Here is a 13,514-nt window from a genome sequence, read left to right on the forward strand (position 1 = left end):
ATTCATAGTTTTCTCCTAGTCCACCACATGGCCTGTCGTAAAATAGCGAGCTAATGCTGCTGTCGATACGAAACCGAGCATGGCTACCAATAGTGCACCTTCAAATAAAGAGGTGCTAGCCCAATAAATTCCTAGAACCACAACTAAACACGTAGCATTCAGAAATAAAGTATCTAATGCAAGTAGTCGATCAACCATTGAAGGACCGATTACAAGACGGATTAGACAAAGCAACATTGAAATCGTAATTCCAATTAAGCTAATTCCCAATACATAAGGGAGAATGATCATTGAGAATCTCCTTGCTGTTTTACATGGAAAATTGCGATGAGAGGCGCTTCGTAGCGCTGTTTGATTTCTAAAATATCAGCCTCTGGATTGTCTGTATTAATCGAGTGAACAAGAATATCTCCACGTTCTTGGTCGATTCCAGCACTGACTGTACCAGGAGTAGTCGTAATGATCATTGCCAGTAAACTGTTTACTTGGTCATGATCCGTATCTAGAGGTACCCGATACCACTTAGGGTGTAGACGATCAGTAGGTCCTAGGACTTGTTTAGCAACACGAATATTACTGAAGATAATGTCCCATAACACAACAAAAACCAGTTTAACTGCTAAATCCCAATGAATATTGGGTGTACGAACGATAAAAGGTTGTACTAGCTTAGGAATGACTAAACCAATAAGAATAGCAACCAATATATCAAACAACGCTGCGCTGTTAGCCAACATCAGCCAACTGATAGCCACGATAACTGAAACAAAAGGATGTGGCATGATTCGATCAAATAGAGAGCTCTTTTGTATCATTTACTGCTCCATCGGTTGAAGCTTAGATTGGGCTTCTTCAGGTTGTCGCTGGTTCAATTCTTGTTCTTTGATTTGACGGCGCTTGAACTCTGAGATGTGTTCGCCCTCAAGTGATTTTTCACTTATAACATGTGGAATATAATGTGCATTTGGGTCTGCAAACTCTCCGCCGTATTTTGTTTCTGGAAGATAATTGGGATCAAATGGTTGTACACTAATTACTTCACCACGTTCATCCATTTTTAAAACAGCAGTAATATATTGTTCTGAATCATTTAACTGATTTGCAGTTTGTTGAATATAATGTGTGACTGGATGAGCAAATATCACATAAGCGATTAAACTTATAATAAAGACAAAAATTGTGGTGTCATTACGTGGAGGTGCCTTGCTTGGTAACTTTTGATATTCATGATAAGACTCTTGATTAGGGTCATTTTCTGGTACAGTTGAACGCCATAAAATAACGAATCCTAAGCGCGTGAAAGCTATGATACTAAGCAAGCTCACAATCAGAATGACAATAATAATGAGCAATTGATAGCTAGATACAGAGGCCGCTTGAAGGATAAATACTTTTCCAAAGAATCCACTGAAGGGTGGAAGCCCTGCCATCATGAGTGCAATAATGAAAAAGCAAATCGAAACTAGCGTCTGCTGTTTCATGATTGGTGCGATTTTTAGATGATCTTTGAATGCACCACGCTGCGAAGTAATCCAACCGCATAGCAAGTAGAATGCAGCGGCAATAATCGTACTATGCACGAGGTAATATAGCGCTGCAGCCCAAGCATCTGCAGTCATCAGAGAAAGGGCGATTGCAATCGTTCCTATAGACGATAGGATCATGAAACCAACAAAACGACGCATTCGCTCTGCACCAATCGCACCAATTACACCATAAATAGTCGTAATTAAACCAATTGGAAGCAGCCAAGTGCTGAGAATTTCTCGCGAAAGCTCATCGGTGAATACGGTTCCATTCACACGTAAAATGGCATAGATACCCACTTTGGTCATGATGGTGAATAATGCGGCTACAGGGGTCGTGGCGACGGCATAAGTTTTAGGTAGCCATAGTCCGACAGGGAGGATTGCAGCCTTGATACCAAAGACTACAAACAGCATTAATCCGCCTGCAACTGCCATATTGTACTGATCACCTTCAAGTGTACGTACAATTCGACCCACATCAGCCATATTCAGGCTACCAGTATTACCATAAATCATCCCTAAGCCAATCAAAAAGAATGCAGACGCTAATAGGTTGATCGTTACATAGTGAATACCAAGTTGGAAACGTGCTTTGCCTTGACCATGTAGAAGCAATACATATGAAGCCATCAACAGCACTTCAAAGAAAACAAACAAGTTAAATAAGTCGCCTGTTAGAAATGCACCACATAATCCCATGAGTAAAAAATGGCTCATTGCATGGAAATAGCGTCCACGTTCATCCCATTCTTTACTTGCAAACCAAATAATTGGTGTCGCAAGAGCATAGGTGAGCACGAGCATAAAGGCTGCCAAACGATCTAGTACAAGTACAATGCCAAAAGGAGCTGACCACTCGCTTAAACTATACACATAGATCTGACCAGAGTTTGCCTGAATTAAGTAAATGATTGCAGTCGCTAAACCAAGAAAAACCGATGTTAAACTGATTCCACGACGCCAAGGTTGACGCCAGTCATGCGCTAAAGATCCTGAACCTGGATTACCCAATAGCACTAAAATAAATGCAGTAAATGTCGGAATTAAAATACTTAAAATTGGCGAGTGGGTGAGCCATAAATCATAAAAATTCATCATTAAGGCTCATCCTCTCTTGGGTCTGTATTGATTATTTCTTCTTTAGAGTCAACATGATCAGTACCCGATTCATAGCGACTTCTCAATGCTAGTTGCACGATAAAAGCAGTTGTGGCAAAACCGATTACAATTGCCGTTAATACAAGTGCTTGAGGTAATGGATCTGTAACTTGAGTGGCATTGGTTAAAATCGCAGGTGAATTTAATTGAATCCGCCCCATTGCAAAGAGAAATAAATTGACTGCATACCCTATCATGGCCAAGCCTAGTACCACAGGGAAAGTGCGGGCACGTAAAATCAGATAAATACCAGTGGCAACCAATAATCCAATAGCGGAGGCGAGTAAAAATTCTAAACTAATCATTCTTTACTCCTTCGGTACAGGGCCGGTGATGCTTGAGTTGCGTGAGTCGCCTAAAACGGAAATCATGAGCATTGTTGCACCAACGACTGTGACATAGACACCAACATCAAATGCTGCAGCAGATGGCAAATGCATTTTTCCGAGAATGATCGGCTCTACATAAATATGAGCACTGGTCAGGAATGGTCGACCCCAGAACCACGCAGCGACCCCAGTCAGACCAGCAATAGTTAAGCCAGTACCAATCCAAATTTCATAAAGACGCCCAGACTTTGCTCGTAAGAGTTGTTCAGTGTGATCTTGACCTAGTGCAATGTACTGAATCACAAGCGCCATTGATGTAATGAGACCTGCGATAAAGCCACCCCCTGGAAGATTATGTCCGCGTAAGAAAATATATAAGCTGACGACTAAGGCAATCGGAAGGACCCAAGATGCGGTCATTCGGAACATCAACGGTGATGGATTAAAGCGATAGGTTAAGCCTTGTGTAATGGTCGTACCATGAGCACGCATTCCATCCATTAAACACAGTGTCCCAATCGCAGCAATACCCAGTACTGTGATTTCACCAAAGGTATCAAATCCACGGAAATCGACTAAAATTACGTTCACAATATTTGAACCACCACCGAGCGGTAGAGATTGTTGAACAAAGAACCATGAGATTGAATTGTGATCACGCGTTAGAATCATCCAAGTGATCCAACCGATTCCTAGGCCTCCGATGATTGCAATCACCGCATCTCTCCAACGACGAGTGCGTGAAGATTCATAAGGCGTAAGTTGTGGTAAGAGGGACAGACTCATCAGAAGTAAAACAGTTGTGACAACATCGACTGTGATTTGTGTGAGTGCCAGGTCTGGTGCTGACATCGTAACAAAGACCATCGTCACGACAAGACCGATTGCTCCACTGATAAGAACGGCTTTAATGCGTTCATGGTGAAACCAAAGCATCATCCAGCACGCTGAAAACAGTAATAACCAAAGCACGATTGCAACCAATGGTGCATGCGTCAGTTCGCGTGTACCTGCATAAATACCTTGACCAATGAGAGGCATGGAGACTAAAGCAACAGCAAAAATTAATATCCACAATAAATAGTTTTGTAGAGAACCTGTTTCTGTTGCTCTTTTTAATTTTCGCGAACTTAAGAGCAAATGTTTGAGAAAGAGATCAAACAGGACTTTACCTTGAAGTTTGCCAAGTATTGGATCAAGGTCAATGTCACGAATTCTACTGTTCTTCGCAAGACTAAAATAAAAAATAATACCGCCAATCAATGCAATCGCACTCATCAATAAAGGCACATTAAAGCCATGCCAGATTGCTAGATGTACGCCTTTAAAAGCTGGAAGGTTGGTGCTTGCTCGTGCACCAGCATTGACGATATCGCCTACTAAGAGCGCTGGTAATAGACCCACTGCAATACATAATGTAGCTAATAAAATTGCAGGTGCACGCATACCAATTGGTGGTTCATGCGCATCTTTATTTGGAATCGCTTTGCCTAAATCACCATCAAAAAATACGCCATGAACTAAACGAACAGAATACGCGACAGCAAACAGCCCTGCGAGTGTTGCAATAATTGCTGCGAAGATACCTACACCACCCGAGAGATTCGCTAATAGTTCAGTAAAGAACATTTCTTTGGATAAGAATCCATTGGTCAGTGGTACACCAGCCATTGAGGCTGCTGTGATCATGGTTAAAGTCGCTGTAAATGGAAGTAACTGCCATACCCCACTGAGTTTTCGTAAATCACGTGTACCTGTTTCATGGTCGATAATACCAGCGATCATGAATAATGCTGCTTTAAAGGTCGCATGGTTAATGATATGAAAAATAGCTGCAGCCACAGCGAGTGGTGAACCAATCCCAAGTAAGCAAACGATCAAGCCTAAATGACTAATGGTGGAGTAGGCGAGCAAACCTTTCAGATCTTCCTTAAAAATGGCAAAGAACGCGGCCATACATAAGGTAAATAAACCAATGAATGTGACGAGGTTGTGATACAGAGCAGAACCAACAAAGATTGGCATTAAGCGCGCCAGTAAGAAAATTCCTGCTTTAACCATTGTTGCTGAATGCAAATAAGCTGACACGGGTGTTGGAGCAGCCATTGCATTTGGCAACCAAAAATGGAAAGGAAATTGAGCACTTTTGGTGAATGCACCTAAAAGAATAAGGAGCAAGGCTGGCACAAATAAATGACTCGATTGAATCTGCGTCGTCATATTGAGGATTTGATCAATTTGATATGTGCCAGTAATTTGACCTAATAGAATAAAACCACCGAGCATGGCTAAACCACCCATACCCGTGATGGTTAAGGCCATTCTTGAGCCACGCTGTGCTGCTTCGTAGTTACTCCAATAACCCACTAAAAGGAATGACGAAATACTGGTCATTTCCCAAAAGACAAGAAGAATAAGTAAATTATTGGAAAGTGAAATGCCGAGCATGGCGGCCATGAACAGCATCAGTAAGAAATATAGCTTACTTAGAGAGTTTTTATGATTTAAATAATAATAAGCATAAATATAAATGAGCGTCCCAATCCCTGTAATAAGGAGGGAGAAGATCAAGCCTAATGCATCAAGTCTAAAGCTTAAGTCGATACCAAACTGTGGTAACCATAACCAGTGTTCAGAGATGACTTGACCTTGAAAGACGTCTTTGGCTTGAGTCAGCAACAAGATAAAACTTGTTAAGCTGACTCCAATTGCCCCTAATGCTGTCGCCCCGCGAGAGATTTTTTGCAGCCAGAGGACAAGAAAAGTGCCAAGTATTAATGGTAACAATATAATAATCGGTAGCACACTCGTATCCATAGAGTTGTAGGCCGGAACCTATGATGAGTTTTATCTTTCAAAAGCTTGAGGATGGCAAAGAGTCATCCAACTACTTAAACTTTGAAAGCCGAACGAATTTTAAAAACAAAAACAAGTTGTGTTGCGCAACTTGGAAAGCTAATGCAAAGAAATAGACACTTTTTGATTAAAAAATGAATGAGTAGATTTTATTACATGTATAAAATTACATCAAACTTTTTAGCTACACAATTCAGAATTATAGCGAAAAAAAGCTTAAATTTCTGTTTAAATTGAGTGAGTCATACCCGATTAATTCATCTATTTCCAATCAATTAGGGTAAGGAAATACTCGATAAGTCACCAGCTTGGAGATACTCAATGAAGCGCTGTTTTTCTAACGCTGATAAATTTTTGAAGTGTTCAAACAAACGCAAGCCATCAAGCGTATCAGTAGATCGACTCACTTCAGTGATTTGATCATCTTGTAAATCATTAGCCATGAGTTGAGCAAATAGTTCATCATATTGTTCCCTGATTTGGTTTTGTTCTACTTCAACAATTTTTCGATTTTCTAACTTAAAATGTTGTACATCTACTTCATTGTTTAAAATCAATTCAGAGCATGCAGATGCGATAATTTGAATTTGTGGGAATGCTTCATGCAAACGGCTGAGTACGTTTTGCACAAAATCTTCATCTACTTGAGCATCAATATTGTCAATTAATAGAATGCCTTCACCATCAAGGCATGGGTCAATACTATGAGGATTCAGGAGACAAAGTCGTCTGACAATATCACCTACTAAACACAACCATTGACGATACGAATTAGATAATTGCGAAAAAGGAATTTCTTGACCATTTTGTACCAGCATCAATTGGATCTTGGGCGTGTATTCAATATAAATGTCACTGATCGATGGGAATAATGTCTGGATGGCTTTCTTGAGTGCTTTGAGTGATGGTAGTTGCATCTCTGCTTCAAGATTCAATAATTTTGCAACTAAATCCTCTTGGTCATGATGAGAGGATAATTTTTGATTGGTTTGAATTTTTTGAAAAACTTGTGCTAATCGTGCATTTTCGATGTCGCTAATTTCACGAAACCATTCGAAGAACCGAGCAAAGGTTGTGTAAGGGAGTGCTGCAAGTTCATAGGCTGCGTGTGTTTGTAATACAGCAGGATTATTTTTGCTTAGCAAATTCACTTCGTTGATAAAGCGATCAGAAGGATAGTAGGCCACCATAGGCATGCCTTGAGCAGGATCTTGTTTGATCGCTTGTTGATAAAGATGAACGAGTGATTCTAATTGAGTCGTTAGCGCTTTACTATGACCTACACCTTTACTGGTTAATGTTTTATAGAGTTGCCATTCGCACAAACCATCTTCATTGTGTTGCACAGTCGCAGCCTGTTCAATAGATCCAATATCAGTGGGATATTGAACACAAATATCTATTTTGGCTTGAATGTGTTTGTGCTTAATATCAGAATCAAGCATGACTACACCAGCGGTTCTTAAATCTTTGGCACGTGCAGCAAACCACGTTAAAGCTTGATAAATATTTTTAATAATCGCAGTTTTACCAGAGGCCTGATCACCTAAAATAATAGATATTGGTCTTTGAGTTGGATCAAATTTAATTTTTATATCTGAAAAATGATAACAGTGACGTAACTGAATAGATTGAACTTTCATATTTTGCCTGCAACTTATCGTAGGGGATTATGCTGTTGCTTTCGTTTTAATCGTGGATTTAAGTTTGAGTTGTTGTATTAAATCATAAATATGATGAATATTTAAGCTGCTTTTTGCTCGTGTACATGCGACATAAAGTAAACGTAATTCTTCATCGCTGATTTTATGTTCTAGTCCATTAATTTTAAATTGGTAATCATCTTCTAAATGCACGCGATTCCACTCTAAACCTTTGGCTTTATGAGCGGTTGAAATTACATAGTCCGCTTGTTCAATGGGTGTGATTTTGGCAAGAGCTCGTTTGAGTGGATCTGTACCATGTTCATCAACCAATTTAACCAAAGGCTTGATGTCACTACCATCATTAGTTTCACAATATTCATGTACATCATGCCAAGAGTTGAACCAAGCTAACTCAGGAACGTCCGTTACTCTTTTACCTTGTTTAAGTAAGCTTGCAGCGTCAACAAAGCGATTTAATTTCGCATGATCGGCTTGCAGGCTCACTTTGTCTCCTTGAACTAATCCTGAGAGTAAAAGTTCCATCGCGCGTGCGTTAGTACGGCATAAAATCGCATCTCGCATTTTGGTATGAGGCTTGTTGACGACTTTTGATTGGAGTTCGGGGTTGCCAATCAACGGAACAGTCTCATTGAGTGCGCCTAATAAGTGATTAGCAACTTCAGCGATATCATCACCAAAACGGAATGAAGTGGTTAGGCGCGATTCGGGTAAAGGCATTTGTTGCATCGCATTGACTGCCCCACGCCATGCATAAATTTGTTGATGTGCATCGCCGACATAGATGACTTGCGTACTTTTTTGCTTGAGTAAAATCCCCAGCATCAGGGGGTCAGCATCCTGTGCTTCATCAAACAATACATAGTCTGCGGGTATAAAAGGATCTGATAAAGCCCATAATTTGAGATAGATGTCATGTCCAATGCCAGCCTGATGATTAGGGTCGATTGATTCTAACCAACGACGTTCGACTGCAGGATAGAGGTGTTGCTGTAATACCGCAATATCGTCAGCATGTAGCCAACTTGGTGCTTGAATATGGCGGGGTGCAGGATATTGCGAGCTTGTTGAACAGAAATAACTGACAGCATTTGCAACTAAGCCCGCCAAACGACTAGGCATAAGCGCATATTTTTCGTAACGCCCCCCCATGAGTCGGCGTAATGTGATGGGTTGCAAACGGTATTCTTTGGCAATAAAGCTCGGGCTCAAGCGAGGGAGTCTAAGTTTATCTGTCACTCCACGTGGAACGCTTCGAAATGCTAAAGAGTGGAATGTACGACAATCCACGCGCTGATGAAATTTTTGTTGAGCCTCGCTGGCAATCGCTTTGTTAAAGGCAAGATACATACCGCGACGCTGTTGCATCGCATCACTGACTAATTTAAGCGTTGTTGTTTTACCTGTACCTGCATAGGCAATCACTTTGAAGGATTGACCAGATTGCGCTTGTTGAATCGCAATTTCTTGTTCTAAGGTAGGTTTGACAATGACAGACACAGGTTGATAAATCTTCAATGGTTTTAAAAATGATCAGTGAGTATAGCAAGAATTTACAAGGGGGAGAGTTCAATCTTCTTCTTTTTGGATGGGGAGTCTTGGGCGATTTAAAAAGCCGAACTAAATAAAAAAGCCATGTTTGAACATGGCTTTATAAGGGTAAATTAATGCGTGCGATTCGCTTTTTCAACAAGTCCTGACAGACCCTGACGTCGTGCAAGCTCATTTAAAACGAGTTGAATATCAAGATCGAAGTAACCCAGCATGACTATGGTATGGAACCAAACATCAGCAACTTCATAAATTAAATCATTTTGGTGATCCAGTGTCGCTTCTTGTTTGAAATCTTTAGCAGCAATTACCGTTTCAAAACTTTCTTCACCAATTTTTTCTAGTATTTTATTGAGACCTTTATGATAAAGCTTTGCCACATAAGAAGAGTCAGGATCTGCAGATTTACGTTCTGCCATCATTTGACCAAGATAATGTAATACATCGACTTGCTCAGCTTGAGCTGTTGATGCATTCATTACTTTACTATGCGCATTCTCAGACTTTTCGCCATAAATTTGGTTCGGATCTTTCAATTGAGCGTCTACAATTTCCCAACCGTTTGATGTTAAGCGGCGATAAAAACATGATTCACGTCCCGTATGGCAAGCAATGCCACCATGTTGCTCAATTTGAAGAACGATCACATCAGCATCACAATCTAAACGAATTTCATGCACAGTTTGGAAGTGACCTGATTCTTCGCCTTTATGCCACAATTTGCTGCGTGAACGAGAGTAGTAAACAGCTTGATTTTTTTCTGCTGTAAGTGCCAAAGACTCACGATTCATCCAAGCCACCATCAACACTCGACCTGTTTGATGATGCTGAGCAATGGCAGGGATTAAACCTTGTTCGTTAAATTTTACTTCATCGAGCCATTGCGTATTGTTCATAAGGATTTCACCAGAATTAAATGAGACACTACAAAATTGTAGGTCATTAGTTTAAGCGAATAAATCTTTGTAGGGGAGAGTAGAAATTAATTTATTTAAGATCTTGCATGTATTCTTCAAAGTTTTGCTTATGGATCATTTCTAGGAATGCATCCCCTAATCGTTGACTTTCAGCTACAGACTGTTTCCAAAGCTCGATTCGTTTTTTTTGATCAAGCCCTTTCAGTTTGAAATCTTTGCGATCAGGAAGACGTCCTAAAGGAAGTGATCTTAAATAAGACTCAGAGGGTGAAATCAATACGGTTCGTGCTTGATATTCAGCATTAGATCTACGTTTTTTGAGGAACTTATCGAACCAACCAGGTGTTATTTGATCTGTAAAATGAGGGTAGAGGACAATCCCATGACTCGGTAAAGGTAGATCAATATGATAATCGATTAGCCCGCCATCACGATAAGCAGCGACATCTGCACCTTCGATAATTCTGACCGCCGGCATCACAAATGGAATGGATGCAGATGCCATTAACCAATCTTCTAAATTTTTTTCAGTCAACGCATAATCAAGATGTTCGAATTCATTTTTGATGAGTGAAAGTCGTGAAGCGTTGTGTGGTTGGGCAATTGTACGTTGCATGAAGTGCCCAATTTTAGCTCTCGAAAAAGTATTGAAACCGATAATGCCAGCAACTGCACGGGCAAGCATAAGAGGATGATCACTTTGAAATTTTTTTGATGACTTTACTGACAAAATAGCCAAATGGTAGTCGGGATGATCAATAATTTGATTGGTTTTACCTTGAAGGAGGGTTTTAAGCATGCCGCGACAGACGTCTCCAACTTCAATAATATTCATCTTAGGTCGAAATTCAAGATGGATATATAAGTCTGCTAATTTGGATGTGCCTGCTTGTGCACCATGCGCTGCAATACTTGCAAAACGCCAACTCCCAATGGATGAGCCTATTAAAGTTCGCTTTTTCGGTGCTTGAGCAAAGAACTCACCAAAAACAGCTTGGTCCAATCCTTGAATTCCAATACCTTTGGGACCACCTGCTGCTCCAGGAACAAAATCAACCGCACTGGCTTGTAGACCTTGTTCTTGAATGATCTGTTTTGCTTTATAACCTACATGAATATTCAAGCAAGGTTGAGTGGTCTTGAGGATCTGTATCATAAGCAATTCAGCGACTAAAACCTATTGAAGTAGTAAGTTTTGACATGAGATAGTGAACTTATTTCACCATACGCCACATAGCAATGAAGGATGCCAACACAATTAAAATCATGGAGATGAACCATGGTGCAATCACAGCGATTGAGAGCAAAATTGCGATTACACTTCCGAAAATCCAACTACGCTTTTGCTGATGTTCCATTTGCAAGCGCAGCGTTTGAAGTTCATTCAATTGTTTAGCATGCCATGCAGACTGATTTTTTAAACCGTTAAGACTGTCAATCAGTAAAGTTGGTAAATCCTGAGCACCTAATAATAAGTCGGGAATTTTTTGTCCTAATTCTTTAATATTTTTTTGAGGATTCATTTGGGCTTTAACCCAATCCGTTAGAATTGGCTTTGCTAACTTCCAAATATCTAATTCAGGATAAAGGTCTGTACCTAAGCCTTCAACATGTACTAAGGTTTTAAGCAATAACATCAGTTGTGGTGGAATTTCTAGATGAAAACGTCGAGCGATGTCCATCACTTGGATCAATATGCCTGCGAAATCTAACTCATGCATCGGTTTCGAAACCATAGGTCCTACTGTACGACGCATTTCACGTGCTAAAGCATCTTGATCCGTGCCTGGTGGAATCCAACCTGCTTGATGCACAATCTGAATCAATTGCATGAAATCACTGTTCATGACTGCCAGCAACATACGTGCTATCGTCATTTGATCGTGCTTGGAAAGCTCGCCCATGATGGCGCAATCGAGCGCAATAAATCTTGGATTTTGCGGATTAATCGTTTCTACGAAAACATTACCCGGATGCATATCTGCATGGAAAAAATTATCGCGAAACACTTGAGTAAAGAAGATTGTTAAGCCTTTTTCTGCTAAGTCTGCACGATTCATTCCTAAACGATCAAAGGTCGCAGTATCTGATATAGGCACACCGGTGATGCGCTCTGCGACCATCACATCCAGACTATCCATATACACTTCAGGCACATACATCATGCTTGAGCCAGTAAAATAATGGCGCATACGTCGTGTATTTTCGGCTTCAAGAGTCAAGTCGAGTTCATTTAAAATGATTTGACGATAATCTTGAATAATTTCTGATAGATGTAAAGCACGGGCAGCTTCTAGCCTTTTTTCTAAATAGTGACCAAGCCATTCTAAAATTTCAAAATCTTGAATAATTTGAGCACGTATATTGGGGCGAGTTACTTTCACGACAACTTCACGACCATTGTGAAGAGCAGCGGTATGTACTTGAGCAATTGAAGCAGCAGCTAGCGGCTTATCATCGAAGCGCGCAAATAATGTGGAAACATCTGCTTTAAGCGAATCTTGAATTCTTTGCTTAGCCACTCCAAGATCGAAAGGTTTAACACGATCTTGTAATAACACCAATTGTTGTAATATTTCTGGTGGAATTAGATCGCGACGCGTAGAGAGGAGCTGCCCTAATTTAATTGCGAGTGGCCCCATTTCTTCTAAAGCTTCTTTAAGCTTTAAAGGATTTTTACGTTCTCGACTAGAAAGTGCAGCAGGATGCAAACGTATAAGATTCAGTAGGGGGCGAACCTTTGCAGGAATATCTTCCGCAGGAACCAACGTGTCGAGTCTATAGTGCGCAGCTATACGCCAAAGTTCGATTAAACGTCTAATGTGCGGAATCATATATGCAATTACCTGAAATCTACGAAGGGTTAAATTTTGATTTTAAAAGCTGAATTTTTGCTTCTAGTCGATCAATATCTTGATTAAGCTGGCGAGTTCCGTGGAGAAGATCGTCCATTTGCCAACGTGGTGCGAATAGTCCGGTATCTTCTTTTAAAAAGTCTTCCGCAAAAAAAAGATGAGATTGAAGTGACTTAATTAAATGTTGTGGTGCTAATTGAACCTTGCCGATTTGACTTGCAAGATTAGGTCCGATCCAATCACTCAATTGCGAAGCGAGGTCTGGCTCAGCATTTTGTATAATTTTTTGAATGTCTTGCAGAAGGTGATAGTCACCTTGAACGGGGATATTGCCAATGTCATCTGCTAGAAATAGTTTGCACAAGTCGACCACATTATTAACATGCAATGTGGAATCTGCTTCAGTAATCGTGTGAGCTTGCTCCCAAGGCCGCTGTTCGAAAATAGAGGGTTGAGTGCTATGACCTGTTACTGTTGGTTCTAAACGAACTTTATTTTCATCAAAAAACACATCAACGGAAAGCTGTGGTGTATCAATCACAACACGAAGGATTTTCCCTTGTAACTGGTTAAATTGGATACGAGTAATCGCATCCAAATTAATCCAATGATGTATGGTTTTTTCAACTGCACCCAGTGCTAAGATTGACCACAT

11 protein-coding genes are annotated in these 13,514 nt (G+C 40.4%); all 11 read right to left on the reverse strand.

The window, feature by feature from the left end; all coding sequences use genetic code 11:
• Positions 1–15 precede the first annotated feature (15 nt).
• The 11 genes from AC1M9E_RS01300 to AC1M9E_RS01350 all read right to left on the reverse strand — a co-directional run bounded on the left by AC1M9E_RS01300 (position 16) and on the right by AC1M9E_RS01350 (position 13,514).
• Positions 16–291, reverse strand: a complete 276-nt coding sequence (locus AC1M9E_RS01300) for a monovalent cation/H+ antiporter subunit F (RefSeq protein ID WP_092767266.1) — start codon at positions 289–291, stop codon at positions 16–18.
• Positions 288–812: a Na+/H+ antiporter subunit E gene (locus tag AC1M9E_RS01305; protein ID WP_481607896.1), complete on the reverse strand. Its 525-nt coding sequence runs from the start codon at positions 810–812 to the stop codon at positions 288–290. Before AC1M9E_RS01305 ends, AC1M9E_RS01300 begins: the two co-directional genes overlap by 4 nt.
• 3 nt (positions 813–815) lie before the next feature.
• The gene (locus tag AC1M9E_RS01310; RefSeq protein ID WP_488224958.1) at positions 816–2,627 is read right to left on the reverse strand and encodes a monovalent cation/H+ antiporter subunit D; all 1,812 of its coding nucleotides are present in this window, start codon (positions 2,625–2,627) and stop codon (positions 816–818) included.
• Complete coding sequence (locus AC1M9E_RS01315) at positions 2,627–2,992, reverse strand: Na+/H+ antiporter subunit C (protein ID WP_092767259.1); 366 nt, start codon at positions 2,990–2,992, stop codon at positions 2,627–2,629. The genes AC1M9E_RS01310 and AC1M9E_RS01315 overlap by 1 nt, the downstream gene beginning before the upstream one ends.
• Positions 2,993–2,995: 3 nt before the next feature.
• Positions 2,996–5,833, reverse strand: coding sequence for a monovalent cation/H+ antiporter subunit A (locus tag AC1M9E_RS01320; protein ID WP_481607862.1), 2,838 nt, complete (start codon positions 5,831–5,833; stop codon positions 2,996–2,998).
• 314 nt (positions 5,834–6,147) lie between these two features.
• Positions 6,148–7,515 carry an AAA family ATPase gene (locus tag AC1M9E_RS01325; protein WP_481607861.1) on the reverse strand — a complete coding sequence of 456 codons (1,368 nt, stop codon included), beginning with the start codon at positions 7,513–7,515 and terminating at the stop codon, positions 6,148–6,150.
• 27 nt (positions 7,516–7,542) lie between these two features.
• Positions 7,543–9,036, reverse strand: coding sequence for a UvrD-helicase domain-containing protein (locus tag AC1M9E_RS01330; RefSeq protein WP_481586744.1), 1,494 nt, complete (start codon positions 9,034–9,036; stop codon positions 7,543–7,545).
• Between the two features lie 164 nt (positions 9,037–9,200).
• Entirely contained in the window at positions 9,201–9,983 is a 783-nt protein-coding gene (hisIE, locus tag AC1M9E_RS01335) for a bifunctional phosphoribosyl-AMP cyclohydrolase/phosphoribosyl-ATP diphosphatase HisIE (protein WP_092767251.1), read from the reverse strand.
• A 91-nt stretch (positions 9,984–10,074) separates the two neighbouring features.
• Positions 10,075–11,160, reverse strand: coding sequence for a patatin-like phospholipase family protein (locus AC1M9E_RS01340; RefSeq protein ID WP_481607860.1), 1,086 nt, complete (start codon positions 11,158–11,160; stop codon positions 10,075–10,077).
• Positions 11,161–11,218: 58 nt separating this feature from the next.
• On the reverse strand, positions 11,219–12,838 hold the full coding sequence (locus AC1M9E_RS01345) for an ABC1 kinase family protein (protein WP_481607859.1): 1,620 nt from the start codon (positions 12,836–12,838) through the stop codon (positions 11,219–11,221).
• Between the two features lie 19 nt (positions 12,839–12,857).
• Positions 12,858–13,514 (reverse strand): ubiquinone biosynthesis accessory factor UbiJ, encoded by a 657-nt coding sequence (locus tag AC1M9E_RS01350; protein WP_481607858.1) that lies wholly within the window; start codon positions 13,512–13,514, stop codon positions 12,858–12,860.

Source organism: Acinetobacter sp. 24-47-47, assembly GCF_057737035.1.